Origin of the sequence: Streptomyces sp. BF23-19 (genome assembly GCF_041106355.1) — a bacterium.
GTDB lineage: Bacteria > Actinomycetota > Actinomycetes > Streptomycetales > Streptomycetaceae > Streptomyces > Streptomyces virginiae_A.
On sequence record NZ_JBGBPT010000005.1, the window covers coordinates 1 to 24,441 of the forward strand.

At 73.4% G+C, this 24,441-nt stretch carries 22 protein-coding genes; 13 read left to right on the forward strand and 9 right to left on the reverse strand.

Annotated elements, in window-relative coordinates; translation table 11 throughout:
• Window positions 1–248 precede the first annotated feature (248 nt).
• Window positions 249–1,091, forward strand: coding sequence for a MerR family transcriptional regulator (locus AB8A24_RS04315; RefSeq protein ID WP_369474903.1), 843 nt, complete (start codon window positions 249–251; stop codon window positions 1,089–1,091).
• Window positions 1,092–1,101: 10 nt separating this feature from the next.
• Here the strand turns inward: AB8A24_RS04315 and AB8A24_RS04320 are convergent, their stop codons facing one another.
• Window positions 1,102–1,401, reverse strand: a complete 300-nt coding sequence (locus AB8A24_RS04320; protein ID WP_266387492.1) for a hypothetical protein — start codon at window positions 1,399–1,401, stop codon at window positions 1,102–1,104.
• A 96-nt stretch (window positions 1,402–1,497) separates the two neighbouring features.
• On the opposite strand from AB8A24_RS04320, the gene AB8A24_RS04325 reads away from it, so the two are divergent.
• Complete coding sequence (locus AB8A24_RS04325) at window positions 1,498–1,974, forward strand: hypothetical protein (RefSeq protein ID WP_328964684.1); 477 nt, start codon at window positions 1,498–1,500, stop codon at window positions 1,972–1,974.
• Between the two features lie 34 nt (window positions 1,975–2,008).
• Here the strand turns inward: AB8A24_RS04325 and AB8A24_RS04330 are convergent, their stop codons facing one another.
• A complete protein-coding gene (locus tag AB8A24_RS04330; RefSeq protein ID WP_328964683.1) occupies window positions 2,009–3,010 on the reverse strand; it encodes a transcriptional regulator in 1,002 nt (333 codons plus the stop codon).
• 107 nt (window positions 3,011–3,117) lie between these two features.
• Here AB8A24_RS04330 and AB8A24_RS04335 point away from each other — a divergent pair, with 107 nt between their 5' ends.
• The 6 genes from AB8A24_RS04335 to AB8A24_RS04360 all read left to right on the forward strand — a co-directional run bounded on the left by AB8A24_RS04335 (window position 3,118) and on the right by AB8A24_RS04360 (window position 11,304).
• Window positions 3,118–3,543: a DUF3224 domain-containing protein gene (locus AB8A24_RS04335; RefSeq protein ID WP_369474771.1), complete on the forward strand. Its 426-nt coding sequence runs from the start codon at window positions 3,118–3,120 to the stop codon at window positions 3,541–3,543.
• Between the two features lie 316 nt (window positions 3,544–3,859).
• On the forward strand, window positions 3,860–5,143 hold the full coding sequence (locus AB8A24_RS04340; RefSeq protein ID WP_328964681.1) for a phenylacetate--CoA ligase family protein: 1,284 nt from the start codon (window positions 3,860–3,862) through the stop codon (window positions 5,141–5,143).
• Entirely contained in the window at window positions 5,140–6,504 is a 1,365-nt protein-coding gene (locus tag AB8A24_RS04345; protein ID WP_369474773.1) for an MFS transporter, read from the forward strand. The genes AB8A24_RS04340 and AB8A24_RS04345 overlap by 4 nt, the downstream gene beginning before the upstream one ends.
• The gene (locus tag AB8A24_RS04350) at window positions 6,501–7,646 is read left to right on the forward strand and encodes a GNAT family N-acetyltransferase (RefSeq protein WP_328964679.1); all 1,146 of its coding nucleotides are present in this window, start codon (window positions 6,501–6,503) and stop codon (window positions 7,644–7,646) included. The genes AB8A24_RS04345 and AB8A24_RS04350 overlap by 4 nt, the downstream gene beginning before the upstream one ends.
• The gene (locus AB8A24_RS04355; RefSeq protein WP_369474775.1) at window positions 7,643–8,791 is read left to right on the forward strand and encodes an acyl-protein synthase; all 1,149 of its coding nucleotides are present in this window, start codon (window positions 7,643–7,645) and stop codon (window positions 8,789–8,791) included. Before AB8A24_RS04350 ends, AB8A24_RS04355 begins: the two co-directional genes overlap by 4 nt.
• Window positions 8,788–11,304: an acyl-CoA reductase gene (locus AB8A24_RS04360; protein WP_328964678.1), complete on the forward strand. Its 2,517-nt coding sequence runs from the start codon at window positions 8,788–8,790 to the stop codon at window positions 11,302–11,304. Before AB8A24_RS04355 ends, AB8A24_RS04360 begins: the two co-directional genes overlap by 4 nt.
• Window positions 11,305–11,372: 68 nt before the next feature.
• Here the strand turns inward: AB8A24_RS04360 and AB8A24_RS04365 are convergent, their stop codons facing one another.
• Together AB8A24_RS04365 and AB8A24_RS04370 are read right to left on the reverse strand one after the other, a co-directional pair.
• A complete protein-coding gene (locus AB8A24_RS04365; protein WP_369474777.1) occupies window positions 11,373–14,102 on the reverse strand; it encodes a DNRLRE domain-containing protein in 2,730 nt (909 codons plus the stop codon).
• Window positions 14,103–14,273: 171 nt separating this feature from the next.
• Window positions 14,274–14,861, reverse strand: coding sequence for a helix-turn-helix domain-containing protein (locus tag AB8A24_RS04370; RefSeq protein ID WP_369474779.1), 588 nt, complete (start codon window positions 14,859–14,861; stop codon window positions 14,274–14,276).
• Window positions 14,862–14,938: 77 nt separating this feature from the next.
• On the opposite strand from AB8A24_RS04370, the gene AB8A24_RS04375 reads away from it, so the two are divergent.
• On the forward strand, window positions 14,939–16,411 hold the full coding sequence (locus tag AB8A24_RS04375; protein ID WP_369474781.1) for an MFS transporter: 1,473 nt from the start codon (window positions 14,939–14,941) through the stop codon (window positions 16,409–16,411).
• Here AB8A24_RS04375 and AB8A24_RS04380 read toward each other — a convergent pair whose 3' ends face one another.
• Window positions 16,412–18,334, reverse strand: coding sequence for a cellulase family glycosylhydrolase (locus tag AB8A24_RS04380; protein ID WP_328964674.1), 1,923 nt, complete (start codon window positions 18,332–18,334; stop codon window positions 16,412–16,414). It lies immediately after the preceding gene.
• Between the two features lie 235 nt (window positions 18,335–18,569).
• Here AB8A24_RS04380 and AB8A24_RS04385 point away from each other — a divergent pair, with 235 nt between their 5' ends.
• The 3 genes from AB8A24_RS04385 (at window position 18,570) to AB8A24_RS04395 (ending at window position 20,504) form a co-directional block, all read left to right on the forward strand.
• The gene (locus tag AB8A24_RS04385; RefSeq protein WP_030722976.1) at window positions 18,570–18,878 is read left to right on the forward strand and encodes a hypothetical protein; all 309 of its coding nucleotides are present in this window, start codon (window positions 18,570–18,572) and stop codon (window positions 18,876–18,878) included.
• A 192-nt stretch (window positions 18,879–19,070) separates the two neighbouring features.
• A complete protein-coding gene (locus tag AB8A24_RS04390) occupies window positions 19,071–19,532 on the forward strand; it encodes a Crp/Fnr family transcriptional regulator (protein ID WP_189742646.1) in 462 nt (153 codons plus the stop codon).
• A gap of 528 nt (window positions 19,533–20,060) precedes the next feature.
• A complete protein-coding gene (locus AB8A24_RS04395; RefSeq protein ID WP_328964673.1) occupies window positions 20,061–20,504 on the forward strand; it encodes an SSI family serine proteinase inhibitor in 444 nt (147 codons plus the stop codon).
• An 87-nt stretch (window positions 20,505–20,591) separates the two neighbouring features.
• Here the strand turns inward: AB8A24_RS04395 and AB8A24_RS04400 are convergent, their stop codons facing one another.
• The 3 genes from AB8A24_RS04400 to AB8A24_RS04410 are packed head-to-tail and all read right to left on the reverse strand — an operon-like array spanning window position 20,592 to window position 22,885.
• A complete protein-coding gene (locus AB8A24_RS04400; RefSeq protein WP_328964672.1) occupies window positions 20,592–21,434 on the reverse strand; it encodes a GNAT family N-acetyltransferase in 843 nt (280 codons plus the stop codon).
• Entirely contained in the window at window positions 21,431–22,414 is a 984-nt protein-coding gene (locus AB8A24_RS04405; protein ID WP_328964671.1) for an ATP-grasp domain-containing protein, read from the reverse strand. Before AB8A24_RS04405 ends, AB8A24_RS04400 begins: the two co-directional genes overlap by 4 nt.
• A gap of 42 nt (window positions 22,415–22,456) precedes the next feature.
• Complete coding sequence (locus AB8A24_RS04410) at window positions 22,457–22,885, reverse strand: hypothetical protein (RefSeq protein WP_328964670.1); 429 nt, start codon at window positions 22,883–22,885, stop codon at window positions 22,457–22,459.
• 152 nt (window positions 22,886–23,037) lie between these two features.
• Between AB8A24_RS04410 and AB8A24_RS04415 the strand changes: the two genes are divergently transcribed.
• Window positions 23,038–23,766, forward strand: coding sequence for a Sir2 family NAD-dependent protein deacetylase (locus AB8A24_RS04415; RefSeq protein ID WP_328964669.1), 729 nt, complete (start codon window positions 23,038–23,040; stop codon window positions 23,764–23,766).
• Window positions 23,767–23,839: 73 nt separating this feature from the next.
• Here AB8A24_RS04415 and AB8A24_RS04420 read toward each other — a convergent pair whose 3' ends face one another.
• A complete protein-coding gene (locus AB8A24_RS04420) occupies window positions 23,840–24,322 on the reverse strand; it encodes a VOC family protein (protein WP_328964668.1) in 483 nt (160 codons plus the stop codon).
• Window positions 24,323–24,441: the final 119 nt, after the last annotated feature.

Here is a 24,441-nt window from a genome sequence, read left to right on the forward strand (position 1 = left end):
CGCTGACGGAGGCGAACCGCGGGACCGCCGCCCCGGCGGGGGCGGGCACCCGGAGCGGCGACGACCCATCCGCGGCGGGGGCCGGCCCCGCCGCCGCGCCTGGACCAGCTGTGCGCGGCCGCGGACGGCACGGTGCCGCCGTCCATCGTCGACCTGTGTCTGCGGCAGTACGGCCGCTGACCACCGCGTCCTTCCCCGGTGCGACGCTTGACCCTCCCCCTGTGTCAGACCTTGTAGTGGAGAGCGTCATGTTCACCATCGGAGACTTCGCCAAGCACGGCCGGGTGTCGGTCCGCATGTTGCGTCACTACGACGCCCTCGGACTGCTGCGCCCGGCACGTGTCGACCCCTTCACCGGCTACCGCTTCTACGAGGCCGGGCAACTCGCCCGCCTCAACCGGGTCATCGCGCTCAAGGAACTCGGCTTCTCCCTGGACCAGGTGGGATCGATCCTCGCCGAGCGGGTGGGCGCGGAGGAGCTGCGCGGCATGCTGCGACTGCGGCAGGCCGAGCTGGAGAGCGCCATGGCCGCCGCGGCGGCCCGGCTGGTGCAGGTCGAGGCGAGGCTCCGGACCATCGAGGAAGAGGGAACCATGCCCGCCGACGACATCGTCGTGAAGAGCCTTCCGCCCGTCCGGCTCGCCGAGCTGACCGGCACGGCCGGGAGTTACGAACCGCAGGACATCGGCCCGGTCATCGGGCCGCTCTACGACGAGCTGTGCCGCCGGATCGAGGCGGCCGGGGTCGTCCCGACCGGCCCGGGGACCGCCTACTACGAGGACGTGCCCGGCACGGGAGCCGCGTCGGCCGTCCTCGTCCACGCCGGACTGCCGGTGGCGGCGTCGGTCCGCGCCGAGGACCTCGGGGGCGAGGTCCGGATCGTCACGCTGCCGGCGGTGGAGCGGGCCGCGACCGTGGTGCACCGCGGCTCGATGGACGGGGTCCTGCCGACGTCGCAGGCACTCGCCCGGTGGATCGACGCGCACGGGCACCGCTCGGCCGGGTACGCCCGCGAACTGACCCTGGCCTGCCCGGAGGATCCCGATCAGTGGGTCACCGAACTCCAGGAGCCGCTGGCCGCCACCTCCTGACCCCGGCCGCTCAGGGGCGGCGGCCGCAGGCGCGGGCACACCGCCGGGCCGTGTCGCGCCGGGCCGTGCGCAGCCTGCGCACGGTGGTGTGGCCGCGCCGCTTCCACTCGCCCCGGGGCAGTGCGGCCCGCTGGCCGCCGCCCGCGATCAGGGCGTTGACCGGGGTCATCGGATCGGTGGCCATCGCCTTGGCGAACAGGACGCCGACCACGAGCGGGACCAGGGCCACGGCCAGGGCCGAGCCGGCGGTGGTCACGTGCTGCATGCGCGGGCGGGCGGTCGTCGCGCCGCTCGGGGCCTGTGAAGTCATGTCCCCATTCCAGCAGCGGAGCGGCGCCCGGGAATCGGGGTGGATACTCAGGCCGTCGGGCGTGAGGTACTCAGACGGGCGGGACGGGGGTGGGTGATGGCGGTACCCGGGCAGGGGTTCGAGCCCGCGACGGGCGACGGTCCGGCGGCCGCGCCGGGCGGGCGTCAGGCGGAGCTGCGCACCGCGTACGAGGGGCTGCTGCAGATCCGCCGTCTGGTGAACGGCCCGGCGGGCGCGGCGGTTCCCGCGCCCTGGGAGGTACGCCAGCTGCCGCGCGCGGTGGCCCTCGCCCTGGAGGCGGCGGGCATCGCGGCCTCGGCGGTGGACGAGGAGGGGCGGCGTACGCGGACGGGCTACCGCGTGGCGGCCGGAGCGGAGGCCGGGCGGGTGGAGGTGACCTGGGTGGGCCCGGCGGGCGGCGGAGCGGCCGGTGAGGAGCAGGAGCGGCTGACGGCCTGCGCCGCCGTGCTGGAGGGGCTGGGCTGGGTGTGCCTGCTGTACCGGGGCCCGCGACGACGCCGCTTCCTGGAGGTGGAGCCCCCGGGCGGACCGGGCGGACCGGGCGGACCCTGAGTGCCCGGAGCGACCCGGCGGGTGCCCGACCGGCTCAAGGTGAGACGCGCGGGGCGGGCCCGGACACCTCGTCAGGTGCGTAGCGTCCGGCCAGCGCGGTCACCGTCTCGGCGAGGGCGCGGCGCAGTTCGGGCGGGCCGAGCACCTCCGCCTCCGTGCCCAGGCGCAGCAGGTCGCCGACGGCGACGGCCGGGGACTCCACGGCGATGCGCAGCCGGACCCAGCCGTCCGCGTCGGCCGGGTCGGCTTCGGCGAGTGCCCGGGTGCCCGCAGCCCCGAACTGCATCGGCAGCAGCAGCTGGCCGCGCGGGGACAGGCGGAGTTCGGCGGTCTGTTGGTGGAGTGCGGCGTCCAGGCGGCTGGTGGACTCCTGCCAGTACGCGGCCAGTTCGAATCCGGCGGGCCGTTCGAAGCGTTCCGGCGCGGTGTCCACGGTCAGGAACCGGGAGACGCGGTAGGTGCGTACGACGCCGTCGACATCGGCGACGAGGTACCAGATGCCGCCCTTGAGGACGAGACCGAGCGGACGCAGCTCGCGCCGCACCTCACCGCGCCACCGGCGGTAGTGGGTGCGCAGGACGTGCTGGTCCCAGACGGCCTGGGCGATCTGCGCGAGGTGCGGGACGGGGTCGGCCTCCCGGAACCAGGCGGGCGCGTCGAGGTGGAACCGGTCCTGGATCCGGCGGGCCCGTCCGGCGAGCGCGGCCGGCAGCGCCGCCTGGAGTTTGAGCTGGGCGGTGGCCAGATCGGCGCCGAGGCCGAGCTCCCGCGCGGGTCCGGGGGCGCCGGCCAGGAAGAGGGAGCCGGCCTGGGCGTCGGTGAGGCCGGTGAGGCGTGTGCGGTAGCCGTCGGCCAGCCGGTAGCCCCCGGCCGGGCCGCGGTCGGCGAGGACGGGTACGCCCGAGGCGCCGAGGGCCTCGATGTCGCGGTGGATGGTGCGCACCGACACCTCGAGCTCGGCGGCGAGTTCGGGCGCGGTCATCCGGCCGCGGTTCTGCAGCAGCAGGAGCAGGGAGAGAAGCCGGTCGGCGCGCATGGCGTCATTGTCTCCCGTACCTGACAGAAGGTGTCAGGTACGGCTGCCAGCCTGGAGCACACCGGGCGGAGAGGCCGTCCGGCAGGCCGAGAGGACCATCGCCCATCATGCCCACGCCCGTAGAGACCGGTGGCCGCTTCACCTTCGCCAACTGGCAGGAGAGCCCGGTCGGCGCCGCGGACGCCGTCCCGCGGCTCGCCCACGCCCATGTCAACAACGCCTTCCCGGGCGGGACCGCGCCCCCCGAGCCCGCCGGCGACTACACGATCGCCTACATCGGGGAGAACCTCGGTTCCTACAGCGGGATGGAGTTGGTATCCGGCGGTCTCGACGGCCGCAAGGGCAGCTTCGTACTGGAGGAGCGCGGCACCTTCGACGCCGGCGGCACGGTCTGCCGTTTCGAGGTGGTGCCCGGATCCGGCACCGGGGACCTCGTGGGACTGACGGGCTCCGGCGGTTTCACCTACCGCCACGGTGACACCTCCGTCGCGTACACCTTCGTCTACGACCTGGGCGAGGAACCGTCCCGTTGAGGGACGGAGACGAGCCGTCGACCGAGCGGCTGGTTCGGCGGGTTGCGGGACCCGCCGGAGGCCGTTACCGGAACCAGCCGTACCGAAAGAATTGTTGAATATGGTCCCACTGTCCGGAAATACTCGGCCAATTTGGCGATGAGCGGACTGATGTTTCATCATCATGACTGCACGTCAGCTTTCGGCGTGCGTCAGAGGGAGGCGGGGGCGCCGGGGGGTCCCCCGTTCACACCGGATCGATGCCGCGGGCGGGTCACAGCTCTCGCCGCGGCCGCCGTGGCTCCCGTCCCCGTTCCCGTCACCCAGGCAAAGGCTCATGTCCGCCCTGCAGCTCTCGGACCTCATACGTTTCGCCCGCCACAACTCGCCCTACTATCGGGACCTCTACGCGTCCCTGCCACCGCACGTCGACCGCCTCACGGACCTTCCGGTGGTCGACCAGCAGGACTTCTGGGCGGCCAACACCCTGCACGACAGCCGTGTGCTGACCGGCCCGCTCAGCGAGGCCACGGTCTACAAGACCGGCGGCACCACCGGGTCCCCCAAGTTCTCCGTCTACACCCGCGACGAGTGGCGCACGTTCGTCACCGCCTTCGGCCAGGGGCTCGTGGACACCGGTCTGCGCCCGGGGCACCGCGTCGCCGACCTCTTCTACGCCGGGGAGCTGTACGCCAGCTTCCTCTTCGTCCTCGACTCGCTCGCCCACGCGCCCGTGGACAACGTCCGCCTGCCCATCGGCGGCGGCGCGCCGCTGGAGTCGACGATCCCCACGCTGCGCGATCTCGCCGCCCAGGTGCTGACCGGCACGCCCACCACTCTGTGCCGGCTCGCCGAGCAGGTCGTCTCCTCCGGTGTCCGGCTCGACGCGGTGGAGTTGCTCCTCTTCGGCGGAGAGGCCCTCTTCGACGACCAACGACGTCTGCTGACCGCCGCGTTCCCCGGAGCCGAGGTCCGTTCCGTCGGCTACGCCAGCGTCGACGCGGGCCTGCTCGGCCGCCCGGTGTCCGGCCCCGACGCCCGGGTGCACCGGGCCTTCTCCCCGTACGCGGTCGTCGAGATCCTCGACGACTCCACCGACGAGCCCATCACGGAACCTGGGCGGCCCGGCCGCGTCGTCGTCACCAGCCTCTTCCGCCGCCTGATGCCGATCATCCGCTACCCCGCCGGCGACCGGGCCGAGTGGACCGGCACCGGGCCCGGCCACTTCAGGATCCTCGGGCGCGCCGAGGAGGGCGTGCGGGTGGGTCCCGTCTCCCTCTACACGCAGGACGCCCAGGACGCCGTGGCCGCGGCGGACACCGCGGGCCACGTGGTCGGCATGCAACTCGTCGTCCGCCGCTGGGACGGCCGTGACGGGCTCGTCCTGCGACTGGCGACGACCCCCGGTGACGAGGCCCGCGGCCCGGTCGCGGGCGACCGTGCGGCACTGGCCGAGGCCGTCGTCACGGAGCTGGAGACCGTACGGCCGCTCTATCCGGACAGCGTGCGTGCCGGGTTCGTGCACCCGCTGTCCGTGGAGTGGGCGCGCCACCGCGACCTCGCCGTCAACCCGCGCACGGGCAAGCTCGTCCGCGTCCTCGACGAGAGGCCGACCGCATGACCGCCGCACCCCTGGCCGACGAGGCCGACCGGGCCGACACCGTCGGCACCGCCGAGACGCAGGCGCGTCCGGAGCCGCGGACCGGGACCGAGCGCCGCCGCGCTCCGCTGGTGCTGCGCAACCGCGCCTTCGGCGCCGTATGGCTCGGCCAGGTCCTCACCCAGGCCGCCGTGCGCATGTTCCAGGTCGGCGTGTCCTGGTGGATCGTCGCCTACGCCGTGCCCGAAGCCCGTGGGCTGGCCTCGGGGCTGTTCATGGCCGTCTGCACGCTGCCCGCCGTGGCGCTGGCGCCCGTCGTGGCCGGGGCCGTCGCCCGGTGCGCGCACCGCTCGGTGCTGCGGACCCCCGCCGCCGTTGCCGGGGTCGCCTCGGCCGCCCTCGCGCTGTGGGCGTACGGCGGCGGCCTGCCGCTGACCACGGTGTACGCCGCCGGTCTCGCCCTGGCCACCTGCCAGGCGTTCTTCGATCCGTGTCTGACCACCTCGGTCCCCGAACTCGTCGACGACGCCGACATCGAGACGGCCACCGGCTTCGAGCTGTCCACCCAGTCCTTGGCGGGCCTCGTGGGCGCGCTGCTCGGCGCCCTGACCGTCGACCGGGCGGGCGTGGCCGGACTGTCCGCCGGTTGCGCGGCCGCCTACCTCGGCGCCGCCGTGCTCGTCGCGTGCGCCCGGTTCCGTACCGTCGCGCCGGACGGGGTGGACGGGACGGACGGCGCGGACGGCGCGGACGGTGCGGCGGCCCCGCCCCGGCGGCGCCCGCTCCGCCGCATCCTGGCCGAACTGCCCTCCGTACGGCGGATCCTGATCTGCTTCACCGCGGCCAACCTGTTCACCGCCGCCGTGTTCGTCGTCATCCCCCTCTACACCCGGTCGGTGCTCCTCGGCGGAGGCGGCACCGTGGCCCTGCTGGAGGCATCCCTGGGCACCGGCGCGCTCGTCGGCGCGTTCACCGGCACCCGCGTGCCGGGCCGGCCCACCGTCGCCGGCGCCTGGTGCCTGGGCCTGATGGCCCTCGCCCTGGCGCTGCCCGGGCTGTTCGCGCAGCGCCCGGTCGTCGCGGGCTGCCTGGCCGTGGCCGGCTGGTGTGCCGGGGCCGTCAGCGTCCGCTTCGTCGCCCTGTTCCAGCGGATGGTGCCGACGGCGGACAAGCCCGGCTTCTTCGCCGTGATGCAGGCCGTCCTGGGCGCCTCGCTGCCGGTGGCGTCCCTGGTGTTCGGCTCCGCCGGCGACCACCTCTCCCCGCAGACGCTCTGCCTCGCGCAGGGCATCGGACTGCTCCCCGCGGCCTGCGCGTTGGCCCTGCTCGGGGCCCGTACGCCCGAGGCGGCCGCGGCGCAATCCACGGGAGGCGAGCGATGAGCCTTGTGATCGCCCCGGCCGTCCGCGCGGACATCGCCGAACTGCGCCAGCTCTACTACGCCGTCTACGGGCCGCACTACCCGGTGGCACTGGGCACCGACCCGGCCGAGATGGCCCGGCTCATCGCGGACCCGCACTCCCTGTGGCTCGTCACCCGCTGCGCCGACACCGGGGCCCTGACCGCGTCCGCCGCCATCCACGGCGAGGCCGGCAGCCGCACCGGCCGGTTGGAGGGCATCGCCGTGCACCCCGAGCACCGCTCGGCGGGCCTGGCCGCCGCCCTGACCGAGGCCCTGTGCGCCGGAATGCTGGATACGGGCCGCCTGGACTCGGTGTACGCGACCGTGCGCACCGTCAGCGCCGGTCCGCAGCGCGTCGTCGCCCGCAACGGTTTCCGCCCGCTGGGCATCCTGCCCAACGCGGTCGACCTCAGCACCCGCGAAAGCCTCGCGCTCTACGCGCGTCACGCCGGCGGAGTGCTCGACCGTCGGATCCCCGTCGCCGAAGTACCGGCCCCGCTGCTGCCGTTGCTGCGCACCTCCGAGTCCGCGCTCGGCATCGAGTACCCCGGCGTCAGGGCCACCGCCCGCCCGCTCCCGGCGCCGGCGCCGCACACGGCCGTCGAACGGCTGGAAGTGATCGAGGCACCGGCCTTTGTCCGCCGCCGCTTCCGCGAGCGGTTCCCCCGCGCCGAGGGCTGGTTCTACCCGCTGCACACCCCGAACGTGCTGCTCACCCCCGAGGACGGCCGGTTCGAGGTCTACGCCTACCTCAACCGCGCCGGCGGCTACGGCTCCCTGCTGACCGCCCATCCCGATCCGGCCGCCGCCGCGGCCCACCTCGAACCCGTCACCCGAGCCCTGGCCCGCGCGGGCGCCAGCTACGTCGAAGCCCTGGTACCGCTGGCGCACCACGAGGCCCTCTCGGCCTTCCTCGCCCAGGGGTTCGTCGCCGGAGCCCTCTACCCGGCCATGCGCGCGGACGGGGACGGCTTCCACGACTACGTCGTCCTGTCGCGTTCCGGCGAGCGCATCGACTTCCGCGGCGTCGCCGTCGAACCGCCCCTCCAGCCGTACCTGGACTGCTACGTGTCGGCCTGGGCGTCGACCCACCTGCCCACATCATCCGAGGTTGCCTCATGAACCCCCATCTCGCGCCGGTCGCCGTACCCGACCCGGCCCTGCTGCCGCACGTACAAGAGCTGTGCGACCTGACCGACCCGTACGCCTTCGGCCCCGAGCAGGACGCACTGTTCGCCGCGGCCATGGCGGAGACCAACGCCTGGCACACCGAGCGCTCCGCGTTCTTCCGTTCCCTGTACGAGGCCACTCCCCCGGCCGAGCCGTACCGTACGCCGCTCGTCCACGCGAACTTCTTCAAGCGGCACGAGGTGCTCTCCATCCCCCGCGAGGATGTCGACCTGCACCTGACCTCCTCCGGCACCACCGGCCAGAAGTCGCAGATGTTCTTCGACCGGTGGACCATCCGCTCCGCCCAGCGCATGGTCGCCCGGATCTTCGACCGCAACGGGTGGATCACCCCCGACCAGGAGGTCAACTACCTCCTCTACAGCTACGAGCCGGCCCCCTCGCTGAACCTCGGGACCGCCTTCACCGACAACTACCTGTGCGATTTCGCCCCCGCGCGCAGCGTCGCGTACGCGCTGCGCAACACCGGCGGCGAGCACGAGTTCGACCCCTTCGGCTGCATCGCCGCACTGCGCCGCTTCGAGCGGGAGGACGCCCCGGTCCGCATCCTCGGCTTCCCGGCGTTCCTCTTCTTCACCCTGGAGCGGATGCGGGCCATGGGGCTGCCTCCGCTGCGCCTGCCCGAAGGGTCCCTCGTCGTCCTCGGCGGCGGCTGGAAGGGCCACTCCGACCGGCGCATCGGCAAGGAGGAGCTGTACTCCCGGGTCACCGAGCAGCTCGGCATTCCCGGTGAGCGGATCCGGGACACCTTCGGCTCGGTCGAGCACTGCATCCCGTACATCGAGTGCGACCACCACCGGCTGCACGCGCCCGTCTGGTCGCGGGTGACGATCCGCTCCACCCGCACGCTCGAACCCCTGCCGTACGGGGAGCGGGGCTACCTGCACCTCGTGTCGCCGTACATCACCTCGGAGCCGGCGCAGAGCGTGGTCATGGGCGACCTCGCCTCCCTCCAGCCGGGCGACGCCTGCGGGTGCGAGCTCCCGACCCCCTGGTTCACCGTCCACGGCCGTGCCGGGGTGAGCCGCAACCGCAGCTGCGCGGTGGCCGCAGCGGAACTGATGAAGGGAATGGCGTGACCTTGAACGTGCACCACCACTACTGGCAGGGCTCCTTCATCGACGACGAGGAGGCCGTCCGCCACCTCGCCGAGCTGCCGGTGGCCGTCGAAGCCGCACTGGCCGAGGGGCTGGAGACCGAGACCGTCCTGGCCGCGTGCGACGCCCTCGGCGCCGCCCTGGGCGACCCGGACCACCCGGTGCGTGCCCGGCTCGCCGCGCACCTGCCCGAGGGCGAGGACCCGGCCGTCCTGGCCGAGTTGGGCGCTCTCCTCGGCCGGCGGGAGCTGACGCGCAAGCTGCGCCGGGAACTCGGGAGCGCGACGCCCGGCCGGCTGAACCGGGCGGATCCGCGCGAGACGGTCTACGAAGCGTGGGCGCCCGTCGGGATGGTCGCCCACATCGCGCCGGGCAACGCCGCGACGGTCGCGCCCCTGAGCATCGTCGAGGGCCTGCTCGCCGGCAACGTCAACGTGCTCAAGACCAGCAGCGACGACACCCTGCTGACCCAGCACCTGATGGCCGAGCTCGCGGCCCTGGACCCCAGCGGCGCACTCGCCGCGCGGATCGTCGTCCTGCGCTTCCCCTCCTCCCGGCAGGAGTGGCTGCGTCTGATGTGCGCGCCGGCGGACGCCGTCGCCGTCTGGGGCGGGGAGGCCGCCGTCGAAGGGGTGGCCGCCCATGTGCCGGCCGGCTGTCGGCTGGTGGAGTGGGGGCACCGGATCTCCTTCGCCTACCTGACGGCCGACGCGTGGTCGGACGCCGGGACGCTCGACGCCCTGGCGGACGACGTCTGCCTGTACGAGCAGGAGGCGTGCTCCAGCCCCCAGGTGGTCTACCTCGACACCGAGGACGAGGACGAGGTCTTCGGTTTCGCCGAGCGGTTCGCCGCGGTCCTCGCCACCCGGCCGCCGGCCGCGACCGGTGCTCCGGCGGAAGAGTCGGACCCGGCGGAGGCGGCCGAGCTGACCACCACCGAGCTGATGGCCCGGCTGGAGGAGCACCTGGGCCTGACCCGGGTGTTCGCCGCTCCCGACGGCTCGTGGCGGGTCATGGCCGACACCCGGTCCCCGCTGACCGCCTCGCCGCTGCACCGCAGCGTGTGGGTCAAGCCGCTGCCCCGCAAGCGGTTGATCGCCACCCTGCGGCCGATGCGCCGCTACCTCCAGACGGCGGGCATCGCGGGCAGCGCCACGGACATCGCCGAGCTGTCCCGTACCGCCCTCGCCGCGGGCGTCACCCGGGTCACGCCGGTCGGCGCCATGCTGCGGAGCTACGCGGGTGAGCCGCACGACGGCGTCTACGCCCTGCAGCGCTACAGCCGCCGCGTCGCGGTCCAGGCCGATCCGGCCGGCTTCGCCACGACCGCTTGCCTGGACGACCTGGTCCGGCCCGTGCTGCTGCCGCGTCCCGCGGGCCCGCTGCTGGGCAAGGAGGACGTGCAGGAGCCGGCCCGCCGGCTGACGCGGGCCGATGCCGAGCTGTACTTCCGTAGCGGTGGCAGCACCGGCGCGCCGGCGCTGTCGGTCTTCAGCTACGACGACTACGACACGCAGATGCACGCCGCGGCCCGGGGCCTGGTGGCCGCCGGCTACGACCCGGCCGTGGACCGGACCGCCAACCTGTTCTACTGCGGCTCCATGTACGGCAGCTTCATCAGCTTCTTCTCCGTGCTGGAACGGCTCGGAGGGGTGCAGTTGCCGCTGTCGGCGGGACCCGACCACCGGGCCACGGCGCAGGCGCTGATCGACCACGGGGCCGACACCCTCTTCGGCATGCCCTCCTACCTGTGGCAGCTGCTGCACGCCGAGGAGGACGCGTTGCGCGCGTACGGCGGCCTGCGCAAGGTGTTCTACGGGGGCGAGCACTTCACCGAGGAGCAGCGGCGCACCTTGAAGGACACCTTCGGCATCGAGGTGGTCCACTCGATCACCTACGGCAGCACCGACCTCGGCCCGCTGGGCTACCAGTGCACCGAGAGCTCCGGCGGCGTCCACCACCTGCACGCCGACCTGCACACGATGGAGATCCTGGACCTGGCCGAGGACCGCCCGGTGGTCCCGGGTGAGACGGGCCGGCTGGTCTTCACCACGCATGCCCGGCGCGGCCAGCAGCTGGGCCGGTACGTGATCGGTGACCTGGGCCGGGAGGTCCCGGGCCGCTGCCCGTGCGGACGGCACGCTCCGCGCTTCGAGCTGCGGGGCCGCACCGGCGACGTGATGCGCGTGGCGACGTACTTCCTGAACCTCCGGCGCTTCCTGGTCCTGGCCGAGGAACAGGGCGGCCACCGGGGCGAGTTGCAGGTCCGGCTCGACTCCGCCGACGCGCGCGAGCGGCTGACCGTACGGGTGGAACGGACCGCGGCGACGGACCCGGAGCGGCTGCGGGACGTCTTCCTGGCCGGCTACCCGGAGCTGCGCTCGGCGGTCGCGGAGCGGCTGCTGGACCTGGTGGTCGAGGCGGTGGACGGCGCGTCGCTGGACCGCAGTGCGACCAGCGGCAAGCTCCTCGCCGTGGTGGACGCGCGCCGTTAGACGGCCGGGGGCGCGGGCCGGCCCTCAGGCCGACCCGCGCCCCCTCCTGTCCCCTGAGGGGTGTCAGGTCACGGTGCGCCGAAGGTGAGCGTCAGCTGCGGCGTCCCTTCGTTCGCCTGCGCCTCGGAGGACCACAGCCACAGGGCGTCCGTACCGGTGCTGGTGAGCGCCAGGCCGTAGCTGCCGCCGAGGGCCGTCGCGACGCTCGCGGTGGTCAGCCCGGTGGTGTGCACCGCCGAACCGTCCGCGATCCCGGCGAAGGTACCGAGCGCCGGACCACCCAGCGCGGGGCGGTTGTTGTACGTGGTGCCGCCCTCGCTCCACGAGCCGGTGACCGGGACCACCGAGACGGTGTCCGTGGTGCCGGCGCCGCTCTGCGTGCTCGTCTTCACGCTGAGCGCGGCCGCCTTCAGTACCGTGCCCGCGGGCGCGGCGGGCAGGTCGAAGCGCAGGTAGCTCCCGTAGAACGAGGTGCCCCGCACGGCGAGCGATCCCGAGGTGCCGTAGTTGGTGGCGGGCGCTCCCGCGTTGGCGTAGGTGTCCTCCGCGGCGGGGACCTGGACCACCGAGTCGGCCGGGGCGGTGGCGAGGGCGTAGTGGTTCTGCACCTGTGCCGCGCTGAGCACCGTCGGGTACACGGCGGTCTCGTCGAGCCGGCCCGCCCAGTAGTCGCTGGTCGGGCGGTTCGGCCAGCCGTTGAGGTTGTCGCCGCCGGTGCGCCAGTAGCCGGCGTAGTTCTCGTGCGTGGTGACGTTCAGGGTGCCCTTCGGCGCGCCGTCCACGTAGAGGGTCATCCCGCCCGGCCCCTGGGTGGCGACGACATGGTGCCACTGGTTGTCGTTGTAGGCGGCCGGGGTGGTGATCGTGCGGGTGGCTCCGGTGTAGACGCCGAAGACCAGCCGTCCGTCGTTGGTCATGTAGACGTGCTTGTCGTACTGGTTGCTTGCGCCGGTCTGGCGGCTCCCGAAGCCGACGAGCTTGCCGCCTCGGGTGGTGTCGGTCCGGAACCAGGTCTCGACGCTGTAGGTGCTGCCGATCGTCTGCCGCTCGTCCCCGTACACGTGGGTGTTCGAGCCGTTGAAGCCGATCGCCGTGCTCGCGCCGGAGACCGCGCCGGGCGTCTGCCGCAGGGCGGGGGCGTTGTTGTGGACGCCGCTCCGGTTGCCCGCCGAGGAGTCGGCGACGAAGGGCAGGGTCGATTCGTCGTAGCGCCAGTACAGCTCGGCGCCGTCGGTGCGGACCTTGTTCGGGTAGCCCTCCGCCGTGGTCGGGACGGTCACGCTCGCCGTCGCGGACAGGGCGCTGGTGTTGCCGGCCCCGTCGGTGGCCGTCACGCGGTAGGTGTACGACTGGCCCGCCGCCACGGTGGTGTCGGTCCAGGAGGCCTGCGGTCGCCGGAAGAACAGCGAGTCGGCGGTGACCGTGGCGATCGGCGCGGCCGCGCCGTTCCGGTAGATCCGGTAGGTCAGCGCGCTGTCGTCGAGGTCGAGGCTGGTACGCCAGCGCACCTGGGCCTCGTCCGGCTCGAAGCTGACCGCGCTCGCCACGGGCACGGTGGGCGCGCCGGTGTCCCCGGTGGAGGCGAAGCGCGTCAGGCTCTGCTGCGCGGCGCCGTTGACGGTGGTGAACTCCCCGCCGACCCACAGGTACTGGACGCCGGCCTTGGAGCCGACCGTCATCACGCGCGGTCCGATGCCCTCGCCGATGCCGTCGTTGGTGTCGGGGGCCCAGCCGAGCTTGCCGGTGCCGGTGGTGGGCTGGGCGAGCAGGTGGTGGCGCTGGCCGTCGGGGAACTCGCCGACGCTGGAGCAGTCGTGCGCGTGCGAGGCGCTGTAGAGCACGTTCTGGTAGGGCAGCACGGCCTGGGTGGCGCCGAGGCAGGTGTCGCGCCAGCGCTGGCCGAAGTCGCTGAGGTTCAGGGCGATCCGGCCGTCGAAGACCCCGCCGCCCGTACCCTCGTTGCCGGTGTAGAAGCCGGTGCCGTCGGTCGCGATGTCCTTGACGACGGAGTTGGTCTCGATGAAGCCGGCGTACGACTTGGTGAGCGCGCCGCTCGTCGCGTCGACGACGGCCAGGGCGTGCGTGTTCGTGCCGTTGACGGTGAAGAAGTCACCGCCGAGGATCACGTGGTCGCCGTCCGGGGTGACCTCGACGGCGCGCCCGGGTTCGTCGGCGTCGGCGGTGAAGGGCTTCAGGGCGCCGTCGGTCGCACCGACGGCGGCGAAGCGCCCACGCGGTTGGCCGGCGACGGTGAGGAAGTCGCCGCCCGCGTAGACGGTGTCGCCGGTGACGGCGAGGGCGCGCACGGTGGCCGCGAAGGCTGGGCGGAAGCCCTGCTTCACGGTGCAGCTCGCCACGTCGACGGCGGCGAGACTGGAGACGGCGGTGCCGTTGACGGCGCCGAAGTAGCCGCCGACGTACAGGGTCTCCTTGTCCGGTGAGAGGGCGAGCGCGCGGACCGTGGCGGTGCCGGAGCCCACGGTGAAGGACAGCTCGCAGGAGGTCGGGGCGCCGGTCGCGGCGTCGAGGGCCACGAAGTTCACGGCCGACCGCTCGCTTCCGGAGCCTCCGGCCGGCGGGCGCACCGTGGAGAAGGTGCCGCCGACGAAGACCTGGCCGCCCGCCTCGGCGAGGGCCCAGACGACGCCGTCGGGCTGCCAGGTGGACAGCTCGTCGGCGGTGAACGCGACGGGCGGGGTGAGCGCCGCCGCCTGCGGGACCAGGCCGAGGCCCACCCCCGCTCCGGTTCCGGCCAGGGACAGGGCGAGAGCGGCCACCAGCCCTCGGGATCTACGCATGAATCCCCCAGTTCGATGTGCGGTACGGCCGTGGGTGCGACCGTGCGGGAGATGGCCGAAAATCGCCGAACAGCAGTCCACAGCCATGCCCACGGGCGCACCCTAGAGCGATTCGAGGCCTGATTCATCCCACTTGACACATCGGATGCAAAATCGCGCCGGGCCCCGCGCTCACGCGCGGGGCTTCGCCCGGACGTGCATGCGCTCGCCCTGCCGCCCGAAGAGGCTGAGGATCTCCACCGGCCGCCCGTCCGCGCTGGTGAACCAGTGGGGCAGTCGGGTGTCGAACTCGGCCGCCTCGCCGGGGCCGAGGACCAGGTCGTGCTCGGCGAGGACCAGGCGCAGCCTGCCCTCCAGCACGTACAACCACTCGTAGCCCTCGTGCGTCCGCGGCTCCGGCTCGCCGCCCCGATCGGGGATGAGCATCTTGTACGCCTGCAGGGGGCCCGGGCCGCGGGTCACCGGCACGGCCGTGCCGCCGTTCGGGAGGGTGCGGGGGGTCAGCCGTACCCGGGGGTCCCCCACTTCGGGGGCGCCCACCAGGTCGTCCAGGGGTACCCGGTACGCGGACGCCAGCGGCAGCAGCAGTTCCAGGCTGGGGCGGCGCTGCCCGGACTCCAGCCGGGACAGGGTGCTCTTCGAGATGCCGGTCGTCTCGGAGAGCGCGGCCAGGGTGAGTCCGCGTCCGGCGCGCAGCCGTCTGAGCCGGGGCGCGACCTCGTCGAGGACCGCCTGGTGGGGGGATGGCTTGTCGTCCATACGGCCATTGCACCCGGCCGTCCCGGAATCGGCAACAAGGTTTGCCGTCGGCCACCGGGCGACCGCACCCTCCCGGCATGAGCCCACACAGTGATTCCGCGACCGGACACCCACGGCAGCGCACCGGCGGCGAGGACGGGACGGCGTCCGCCGGCGCGCACCGGCCCGCGGTCCGGTGGACGCTCGCCGGTCTGTCCCTCTCCGTTCTGCTCTCCTCGCTGGGCACCGGCATCGCCCACGTCGGCCTGCCGACCCTGGCGCAGGTGTTCTCGGCCTCCTTCCCGGAGGTCCAGTGGATCGTCCTCGCGTATCTCCTCGCCGTCACCACCCTGGTCGTGGGAGCCGGACGCCTCGGTGACCTCGTCGGCCGCCGACGGCTGCTCCTGGCGGGGATCTCCTTGTTCACCGCGGCCTCGGTGCTGTGCGCCGCCGCGCCCACGCTGTGGCTGCTGGTCGGCGCGCGGGCGGCCCAGGGGGTGGGCGCCGCGGTGATGATGGCCCTCACCCTGGCGTTCGTCGGTGAGACGGTCCCCAAGGAGCGGACGGGCAGCGCCATGGGGCTGCTCGGCACGATGTCCGCGGTGGGGACGGCTCTCGGTCCGTCGCTGGGCGGGGCCCTGCTCGCCGGGTTCGGCTGGCGGGCGCTCTTCCTCGTCAACGTACCGCTGGGGATCGCGGCGTTCCTGCTCTCGCACCGCCATCTGCCCGCCGACCGGCGCGAACCGGGGGTCGACCGGGCCCGCTTCGACCACCTGGGCACGCTGCTGCTCGCGCTGACGCTTGCGACGTACGCGCTCGCGATGACCCTCGGTGGCGGCCGCTTCGGGGCGCTCGACACGACGCTGCTCCTGGCCGCCGCCTGCGGGATCGCCCTCTTCGTGCGCGTCGAATCGAGGGCCGCCTCACCCTTGGTCGAAGGGGCGCTCGTCCGTGATCCGGTGATCGGTCCGGGCCTCGCCTCGAGCGCCCTCGTGTCGACGGTGATGATGGCGACGCTGGTGGTCGGGCCGTTCTACCTCTCCCGGACGCTCGGGCTCGGCGCGGCCCCGGTCGGACTCGTCCTGTCCGTCGGTCCGCTGGTCGCCGCGGTGACCGGGGTGCCCGCCGGCCGTCTCACGGACCGGTTCGGAGCGCGGCGCATGACCCTGCTCGGGCTGCTGACGATGACGGCCGGCGCCGTCGCCCTGTCCCTGATACCGGAGTCGCTCGGTGTCCTCGGTTACGTGGCCCCGCTCGCGCTGGTGACCGCCGGCTACGCGGTGTTCCAGACGGCCGACAACACCGCCGTCATGGCGGAGGTCGGCCCGGACCGGCGGGGCGTCGTCTCCGGCATGCTGGGTCTCTCGCGCAACCTCGGCCTGTTCACCGGCGCCTCCGTCATGGGCGCCGTGTTCACGCACGCCTCGGCGTCGGCCGACATCGCCTCGGCGCCCCCCGGGGCCGTGGCCACCGGGATGCGGTTCACCTTCCTGGTCGCGTCGGCCCTGATCCTCGTCGCCCTCGCCGCCGTCGCCGCGGTGGGCCGAGCGGCGCCCCGGTCCGACACCTGATCATGTGGCGGGCAGGGGGCGGCACAGCAGGGCGGCCGGGGACGGGCGGGTGGCGGCGCGGGTGGTGAAGGCGATGCCCGCCGCGTACTCGGTGGGCAGGCACTGGCCCTTGTGGTTCCCGTAGGCGAAGTCGCCGCCGGGCCCGCCCGCCGGACGGTTGTCGCCCCGGTCGAACCACACCGTCCGGCCGGCTCCGGGAAGCGCCGTACGGGCCGGGGCGCACAGCGCCGCCGAGACCCGCTCGCCGCGCAGGCTGTAGCCGATCAGGAACTGGCCGGCCGGGCACTGGAACTTGGTGTACCCGGTGGCCCAGTCTCCGCCCGGCGGGACGTACGTCTCGTCGCGGACCACGGTGTGCCCGCCCGTCGGGGTGCGCAGGTCGGAGCTGGTGCACAGGCCGCGGCCGCCGGTGTGGGCGAGCCCGGTGAGGCGGGCGCCGTCGGGGCAGACCGCCTTGCGGGCCCCGCTGTCCCAGTCCCCGGCGGCCCGGGTGCGCAGCGAGGCGTTGTGGTCGCGGTGGTCCGTGGTCAGTTGGTACCAGGCGGTGGTGGCGGGGACCGGTCCGGTACGGCCGGGGGTGGTGGTGAGCGGGGACCAGCGGGCGGTGCGCCAGTCGCCCGCGTCCAGGACGCCGGAGCGGTGGCCGGTCGCGTCGTAGCGCAGCAGGGCCCAGCTGTCGCCGCCCGGGGCGCCCTGGGCGTCGGTGCTCCAGCCGACGAGGGGCCAGTACGCGAAGTCGGCGTCGGCGCGCGTCAGATAGGCGGTGATGCGGTCGAACCAGGTGCGCGGGGCGGCGCCGTTCTCGTCGGCCCCGATGCCGAACTCACTGATCCAGACGGGGGCGGTGAAGTGCGTACCGGTCTCCGCGGACACGAAGAAGGCCTGGTCGTACAGGGTCTGTTCGAGCTCCGCGGCGGTCATGTCCTGGTAGCGGAGGTCATGGGTCTCGCCCATACCGGTCGCGCCGCTGTGCCGGGGGCCGGTGTACCCGTAGAAGTGGGCCGAGTAGACCAACTTGTTCGAGGTGACCAGGGTGTGGGACAGGGTGCGTACCGGGGTGAGGGTGGGGCGGCCGTGCGGGAAGCCGTCCACGGGCAGGCCGAACCAGTTGATGCCCTCGACGACGATCAGCAGGTTCGGGTTGGCCTCGGTGAGGATGCGGTCGGCGGCCTCCTGGGCGGCCGCGTGCCAGTCGTGGTTGTCGCCGAGGCCCCAGTTGGGGTCGTCGAAGAAGTCGCGGCGGACCTCGTTGTAGAGATCGGCGCCGACCACCCGCGGGTTGTCGCGGTAGCGGCGGGCGAGGAAGACCCAGTCGTCGGCCCACCGGGTGGTGGAACGGCCGCTGTTCCAGCGTTCGTTGCCGTCCAGGCCGCAGCACCAACGGGTGGTGACGGTGTGGTTGTTCAGGATGACGGCGAAGCCGGCGTCGGTGAGGGCCGTGACCACGGCGTCGTAGACCTGGAGGGGCGTACGGCCGCGCAGGGCCGGATTGGCGGCGACGGCGGAGTCCGGGACGGGAGTGGTGTCGCGCAGCATCTCGTTGGAGAAGGGCAGCCGGATGCTGTTGAGCCCCAGGGACCGGAAGTCGGCGAGCAGGGCGGGCAGGGGCGCCCGGTCCAGGCCGATCGGGATGCCGTGGGCGTTCTGCCCGCTGTGGTGCGTGGCGGGATCGTCGCGGTCGCCCGAGCCGTTCCAGGAGCCCTGGGCTCCGTCCCAGTTCCCGGAGCGCAGGCGGAAGCGGTCGCCCCGCGCGTCGACGATGTACCGGCCGCGGGTGGACAGCGGCGGTGTCCAGGCCTCGGCGGTGCCCGGGGCGGCCGCGGGCGGTGGGGCGGCGGCGTGGGCGGGCTGCGCGGAGGGCGTCGCCAGGGCGCCGGCCACCAGCAGGAGGGCGCACAGGACCGCGCGTAAGAGGCTCTTCATCTCGCTCCTGCCGGAATCGGCCGTCCCGGCGGGCGGCTGCCGCGGGCAGGTTACCGGCGGGTCGCTTGCGGGGGAAGTCGAACGCGGGGACGGTTTCGGCCACGGGCGGCACCCACCGGATCCGGCCGGTCGAGGCCCGGTCACGCACCGTCACCCTGGAGAAACGGCCCCGCGCGGCGCCGCGCCCCTCTACCGTGCCCTGAGGTGAACGGCACGGCACCGGAGGGCGGGGCGGATGGACGACGAGGAAGACATGCGGCTGGCGGGTATGACGCCGGAGATCTCCCGCCGCACCCTCACCCTGCTACGCGGTCTGGCGGGCCTCGAACCGCCCGAGCAGGTCCCCGAGGAGGCCATGGTCGTCGCCGACGCGGTGCTCGCCGAGCACGGCACCGACGGGCTCAGGGTGCTGGTGATGACCCTGGCGGCCTGGGCGACGGCCCAGATCGAGAACGTCGCCGAGCTGAGCGGGCGCAGCCACGAGGCCGTCCTCGACGCGATGGAGCTGGCCTGCCTGGAGGCGAACGCCGAGGACACCCCCTAGGACGTGTCCTGTCGATCAGGCCGGTCTCGATCGGCACGACCCCCTGGAGGATCCCCAGGCGCACAAGGCCTCAGGAGCCCCGTTCCCGCACCGGGCGTGGAAGAAACCGGGTCCGGTCCGGCCGCGATATGGCGGCTGTCGGCGACACTGGGAGAGCAGGAGCGTCGTGGGGGGTCGTGATCGGAGGCCGTCGTGAGCACACCTTCCCCCATCCGGATCGCCGCCGTCCTGTCCACCGAGCACCGTGGACGGCTGATGTCCCAGGCCCGTGAGGTCAATTTCCCGGAGAGCGCGCGCATCTTCGACGAGGGCACCCGGGCGGATTCCTTCTGGATCGTGCGGTCCGGCACCGTGACCCTGGAGATCCCCGTCGCCGGCCGTCGGCCCGCGCCCGTGGAGAGCCTCGGCCCCGGCGAGCTGGTGGGCTGGTCCTGGCTGTTCCCGCCGTACGTGTGGCAGCTGGGCGCGGAGGCGATGACGCCGGTACGGGCGTACGAGTTCGATGCCGCGACCGTCCGGATGCTGATGGACGCCGATCCCACCTTCGGTTCCGCGATCGGGCACTGGGTCGGACGCGTCCTCGCGATGCGCCTGCAGCAGACGCGCACCCGCCTGCTGGAGCTGTACGCGCCCCGCCTCAGCAGCACCGCCTGACCACGCCCTCCCGCCCTCTCGGCCGCCCCGCGCCGCAGGCACGGCGCGGCCGGGACGACCGCGGCGGCCTGCATCACGGCCGCGGAGGCGCCGAACGTCGCCGCGAGGGCGTCCCACGGGATCACCGAGGGCGGAGACGGCCCGGTCGCCGGTGCCGAAGACCCGGGTGACGTCCTTGAGTTGGATCGCGTCGTTCTCCATGCCCCCGGCCAACCGTCGCGGACGGCGCGGCACAGGGGGCCCAGGCCGTGTCCCGGGGGTGGGGCCGGCCCTACCACCGGAGGGGGTCCGGACCCCGTCCCGGCAGATCACAGCCGTGGTGCGACAGGTTTCGGGGAGGTGTCCCGGTCGGTGTTCGGCCGATTCGGCGGCTCGCTCCCGTACAGGTCAGCCCGTTCGCATGGCTGCGGTCTGCAGTCATTCGTACACGATCGGTGACGAAAAATGGGGGTGCGAACGAGCGTTCACCGCTCGCGTCGGCAAGACTGCGTCCGCTATCCGAAACAGCAACCCAAGGGAGTGTTCGAAATGCGGTCCATCGCAAAGGGTCTCGGGCTCGGTTCCGCCGCCATGGCGCTCACCGCGCTCACCGCGCTGGCCTGGCCGGGTACGGCCGGAGCCGCACCGACCGGTACGGAGAGCCTGTACGCCCCGTCCGCGCTGGTGCTCAGTGTGACGGCCGGGCCCGATGCCGAAACGGGCACGGTCATGCGCGCCGTGACCCTCGTCTGTTCACCGACGCCCGGCGGGACGCACCCCAACCCGGTAGCGGCGTGCGCCGAGTTACGTGCGAACGGCTCTCAGCTCGACCCGCTCGCCGCGCCGGCTGCCGACGCCGTCTGTACCAGGGAGTGGAACCCGATGACGGTGGCGGCCGTCGGGGTGTGGCAGGGCCGCCGGCTCAGCTACACGTACACCTTCGCCAACCCGTGCGGCCTGCGGAACACCTCCGGCACGCTGTTCGGCTTCTGACCCCCCGTGGAGCGCTGGGCCGGGCGGCGCCGTGCGACCGCCGTCCGGCCCGGCCCGCGGCGGGTTGCCGCCGACACGGCCGCATCCTCAGCCCAGTTCGAGGCTGGTCACCCCGAACAGTTCCGTCAGGGCGAGGTCCGGTGTCGGGCCGGTGTACATCCGGGCGGTCTCGAAGGCGGGGGCCAGACCGAGGCGTTCGAAGAGCGCGCCAGCCGTCGGGTTCGCGTCCGGTACGTCCACGGACACCAGGCCGTCGGGGGCGTGCCGGGCCAGCCGCCGCAGCAGGGCCGCCGCCACCGCCGGGGTGGCCGCGTAGAGGGGGCCGATCCGGTGGGCGGCGCTGGAGGGGCGGATCACGCCGAGGCCCTCGATCCGGCCGTCCCGGACGGCGGCCAGGGCGGTGCGACCGGGCAGCCCGGTCCAGGCGGACAGGAAGGCGTCCCGCGCCGCGGGGAAGAACCGCCGGTCGTAGGCGGCGAGCCGGCCGAAGGGCAGGGTGGCCGCGTCCACGATCTCGACGGCGCGGTCGTCCTCCCCTTGCGGGACGCCTTCGTAGCGGAAGTTGTTCCAAGCCGAACGGAACCCGGATTTACGGTAGTTGTCCTGCTGGTCGACGACCCCGTCCAGGCCCACGAGCCGCCCGTCGAGCCGTTCCATCCCGGCGTGCCACAGCCGGATGCCGTACCCCTGGCCACGGACGGCGGGCCGGGCGATGTAGAAGCCGATGAAGCCGAAGCCTCCGCCGTACCGCACGGCGGAGATGCAGGCCACCGGCTCGCCGTCCAGCCGCCCGACGAGAAACCCCTCCGGGTCGGCGACCGCGAAGGCGAACCGGTCCGAGTCCCCCGGGTTCCAGCCCTCCTCGTCGGCCCAGTCGCGGATCAGCTTCATGTCGGCGGCGCTCGCGCCGGCGATCTCGAATCCCGTCATGCCGGTGTTGTACCAGATGGGGCCGGTGTGCGCAGGAGTGCCTGATCAGCCGTCAGGAGGCTGCTGAACGCGGCCTGATCGGCCTCCCGATGGAGGTCGCTGACCTGCCCGTCCCCTACTTCGACGACCCGCCAGACCCCGTCCGCGCGCAGGGCGAGGTCGGTGGTCACGAAGGGGCAGCCCAGCGCCTCGACGGCCGCCCGGACGGGTTCGAGGGCCGGGTCGAGTGCCGGCTCGGGGGCCGGCTCGGGGGCCGGCTCGAACGGGTGCGCGACCTCGGCGACCGGACTGTCGGGGTGGGCCGTGACCAGCCGCGGCACCCCGTCCCGCCACCACACCCGTACCTCGGCGGCCGCCCCCTCCGGCGTGACGAAGTGCTCGAAGGCCCTCAGCACCACCCCGCCCGTCAGGAACTCGCCCTGCAGTTCGACGAAGCGGGCGACGACACGGTGCAGGGCGGCCGCGTCGGCGAGGTCCGGCACGTAACATGCCTCGTCCCACTCGTGCTTGCGGGACTTCACATAGTCCTTGACGACGGCGGCTCCCGGCGGCAGGCCGGCCGCGAGGGCCCCGAGCCCCTCCGGGTCCGGGACCGCGCCCGGCCCCGCCGGCAACCAGCCGCTGACCGGTGTCAGTCCGGCGAAGGTCTCGTACCAGCCGGGTAGTTCGTGCGCGCGGCGGTACGCCTCCGGGGTGACGACGAGCTCGCCACCGCGCCTGCGCAGGGCCGCGTGCAGTGCGGCGTACCGGCCCACGGGGATCATCCAGCCCCGGTACCAGACCGATCCGGTCCCCTCCGGAACGCGCGCGACGGCCCGCTCCGCGTCCCCGGCGAGCAGCGCGTCGTGGTCGATGAGCCCGACGGTGCCCCCGGCGGCATGCAACTGCCGGGCCTCCGCCGCGAAGTGGGCGTCGACCCGGCGCTCGTTCAACGGGTCGCGGCAGTAGAGGACGGTGGTGGTCGCGGTTGTCGTAGCCATGCGCCCACCCTATGAACAGCCCCGTCGATCACCGTACGGATTTCAGCCCGCGCAGATCACGTCGTCGAGCCGGATGGGGTTGGAGTCGAGACGCACGTACGCGGTGAACGTGTCCGTGCCGCCGGAGGCCCAGTGGGTGGTCACGGTGGCCCAGCCCACCGAGGCGGTCTTGGCGACGGTGACCGGGCCGATGCTGATCTCCTGCGGCTCCTCGTGGGAGCAGAGCAGGACGTCGACCTCCTCATTGACCTGCTGTCTCTCCTTGAGGATCTGCGAGATCCGGGTCTCCCGGTCCTGCGCGGAGGGACCGTGGTCACCGTAGAAGCCGCTGAGGAAGTCGCTGATCTGGGCAGCGGTGTGCCCCTTCCCCGCGACGGCGGCGGGTGCGGCGAGGGCGGGAACGGACGGCATGACCGGCAGCACGAGCAGGGTCAGCAGCAGGGCACCGAGACGGTACGGCTTGAGCATCATGTCCGGTCTTGTACCCGCCGAGCCGGTGAATCGGGAGGGCTGGGCCCGGATCTCACTCCTGCGGGGGTCGGGATTCACCGCAGAAACGACCCTCCGGCCCGTGCGCGGAAATCGGCTCGCGGGCGGCCCGCACCCCTACGTAGGGTCGATGCATGGGGAAGCCACTTGTCGCAGTGTTCAGCGGGGCCGGAATGTCCACCGACTCCGGAATTCCGGATTACCGGGGCCCCCAGGGCCTGTGGCGGCGGGAACCCGACGCCGAGAAGCTCGTGACCTACGAGTACTACATGGCCGATCCGGAGATCCGGCGCCGCTCCTGGCTGATGCGCTCCGAGCTCGGCGCGCTCGGAGCACGCCCGAACGCCGCGCACCTGGCCGTGGCGGAGCTGGAGCGCGGTGGCACCCCGGTACGGGTGATCACCCAGAACGTGGACGGGCTGCACCAGCTCGCCGGGGTGCCCGACCGCAAGGTGTTCGAGCTGCACGGCAGCGCCCGGTCGGTGGTGTGCACGACCTGCCACGCCCGGTCGGGGATGGACGAGGCGCTGGCCAGGGTGGCCGCCGGAGAACCGGATCCCGCCTGCCTGGTGTGCGGCGGGATCCTCAAGTCGGCGACCGTGATGTTCGGCCAGCGGCTCGACCCCGAGGTGCTGGGGCAGGCCATCGCCGTGGCCAAGGGCTGCCAGGTCTTCATCGCCGTCGGGTCGACCCTGCAGGTGCAGCCCGCCGCGTCGCTCGCCGGGATGGCCGCGGAGGCCGGGGCCCGGCTGATCATCGTGAACGCGGAGGAGACCCCGTACGACCCGCTCGCCGACGAGATCGTCCGCGAGCCGATCGGCACCGCCCTGCCGGCTCTGCTGGCCCGGTTCGCCACGTCCTGACCCACGCCCCGACGCGCCCGACCGCGCCCGGGCCCGAGACCTGGCCCGCCCCGGCCCTGGCCCGGCCGGCGGTCTAGGCAGCGTCCGCCGCCCGGCGCATCTCCTCCACGTCCAACTTCTTCATCCGCATCATGGCGGCGGTGGCCCGGGCGGCGCGCCCGGGGTCCGGGTCGGCGATCAGGTCGATGGCGCCCGGCGGGATGACCTGCCAGGACACACCGAACCTGTCCTTGACCCAGCCGCAGACCCCCTCCTCGCCGCCGCCACCGGTCAGCGCGTCCCAGTAGTGGTCCGCCTCCGCCTCGTCGGCGCAGCGGATCTGGAAGGAGATCGCCTCGGTGAAGGGGAACTGAGGTCCGCCGTTGAGGCCGATGAACCGCTGGCCGTTGATCTCGAACTCGACGACCATCACCGAGTCGGCCTCGCCGGGGCCCGCCTCCGTGTACCGGCCGATCCGGCCGATCTTGCCGTCCTTGAAGACGGACAGGTAGTAGTCGGCGGCCGCTTCCGCGTTGCCGTCGAACCACAGACACGTGGTGAATCCGTTGCCGCTCATCTCTGCCTCCGGGCCGGTGACGGGACGGTGGACACCGTCCCTCACATACAGACCGGCCCCGGACCCGAAATTCATCGGTGGGTCCGGGGCCGGTCCGCATGCAGCCGGTAATTCGCCCG

Excerpts from the sequence above, each read along its gene's own strand:
- AB8A24_RS04365 (WP_369474777.1), bottom strand. The coding sequence starts at position 14,102 with ATGCGTAGATCCCGAGGGCTGGTGGCCGCTCTCGCCCTGTCCCTGGCC.
- AB8A24_RS04395 (WP_328964673.1), top strand. The coding sequence starts at position 20,061 with ATGCGGTCCATCGCAAAGGGTCTCGGGCTCGGTTCCGCCGCCATGGCG.
- AB8A24_RS04355 (WP_369474775.1), top strand. The coding sequence starts at position 7,643 with ATGAACCCCCATCTCGCGCCGGTCGCCGTACCCGACCCGGCCCTGCTG.
- AB8A24_RS04315 (WP_369474903.1), top strand. The coding sequence starts at position 249 with ATGTTCACCATCGGAGACTTCGCCAAGCACGGCCGGGTGTCGGTCCGC.
- AB8A24_RS04385 (WP_030722976.1), top strand. The coding sequence starts at position 18,570 with ATGGACGACGAGGAAGACATGCGGCTGGCGGGTATGACGCCGGAGATC.
- AB8A24_RS04325 (WP_328964684.1), top strand. The coding sequence starts at position 1,498 with ATGGCGGTACCCGGGCAGGGGTTCGAGCCCGCGACGGGCGACGGTCCG.
- AB8A24_RS04330 (WP_328964683.1), bottom strand. The coding sequence starts at position 3,010 with ATGCGCGCCGACCGGCTTCTCTCCCTGCTCCTGCTGCTGCAGAACCGC.
- AB8A24_RS04405 (WP_328964671.1), bottom strand. The coding sequence starts at position 22,414 with ATGGCTACGACAACCGCGACCACCACCGTCCTCTACTGCCGCGACCCG.
- AB8A24_RS04415 (WP_328964669.1), top strand. The coding sequence starts at position 23,038 with ATGGGGAAGCCACTTGTCGCAGTGTTCAGCGGGGCCGGAATGTCCACC.
- AB8A24_RS04375 (WP_369474781.1), top strand. The coding sequence starts at position 14,939 with ATGAGCCCACACAGTGATTCCGCGACCGGACACCCACGGCAGCGCACC.
- AB8A24_RS04335 (WP_369474771.1), top strand. The coding sequence starts at position 3,118 with ATGCCCACGCCCGTAGAGACCGGTGGCCGCTTCACCTTCGCCAACTGG.
- AB8A24_RS04370 (WP_369474779.1), bottom strand. The coding sequence starts at position 14,861 with ATGGACGACAAGCCATCCCCCCACCAGGCGGTCCTCGACGAGGTCGCG.
- AB8A24_RS04345 (WP_369474773.1), top strand. The coding sequence starts at position 5,140 with ATGACCGCCGCACCCCTGGCCGACGAGGCCGACCGGGCCGACACCGTC.
- AB8A24_RS04350 (WP_328964679.1), top strand. The coding sequence starts at position 6,501 with ATGAGCCTTGTGATCGCCCCGGCCGTCCGCGCGGACATCGCCGAACTG.
- AB8A24_RS04340 (WP_328964681.1), top strand. The coding sequence starts at position 3,860 with ATGTCCGCCCTGCAGCTCTCGGACCTCATACGTTTCGCCCGCCACAAC.
- AB8A24_RS04380 (WP_328964674.1), bottom strand. The coding sequence starts at position 18,334 with ATGAAGAGCCTCTTACGCGCGGTCCTGTGCGCCCTCCTGCTGGTGGCC.
- AB8A24_RS04320 (WP_266387492.1), bottom strand. The coding sequence starts at position 1,401 with ATGACTTCACAGGCCCCGAGCGGCGCGACGACCGCCCGCCCGCGCATG.
- AB8A24_RS04420 (WP_328964668.1), bottom strand. The coding sequence starts at position 24,322 with ATGAGCGGCAACGGATTCACCACGTGTCTGTGGTTCGACGGCAACGCG.
- AB8A24_RS04410 (WP_328964670.1), bottom strand. The coding sequence starts at position 22,885 with ATGATGCTCAAGCCGTACCGTCTCGGTGCCCTGCTGCTGACCCTGCTC.
- AB8A24_RS04400 (WP_328964672.1), bottom strand. The coding sequence starts at position 21,434 with ATGACGGGATTCGAGATCGCCGGCGCGAGCGCCGCCGACATGAAGCTG.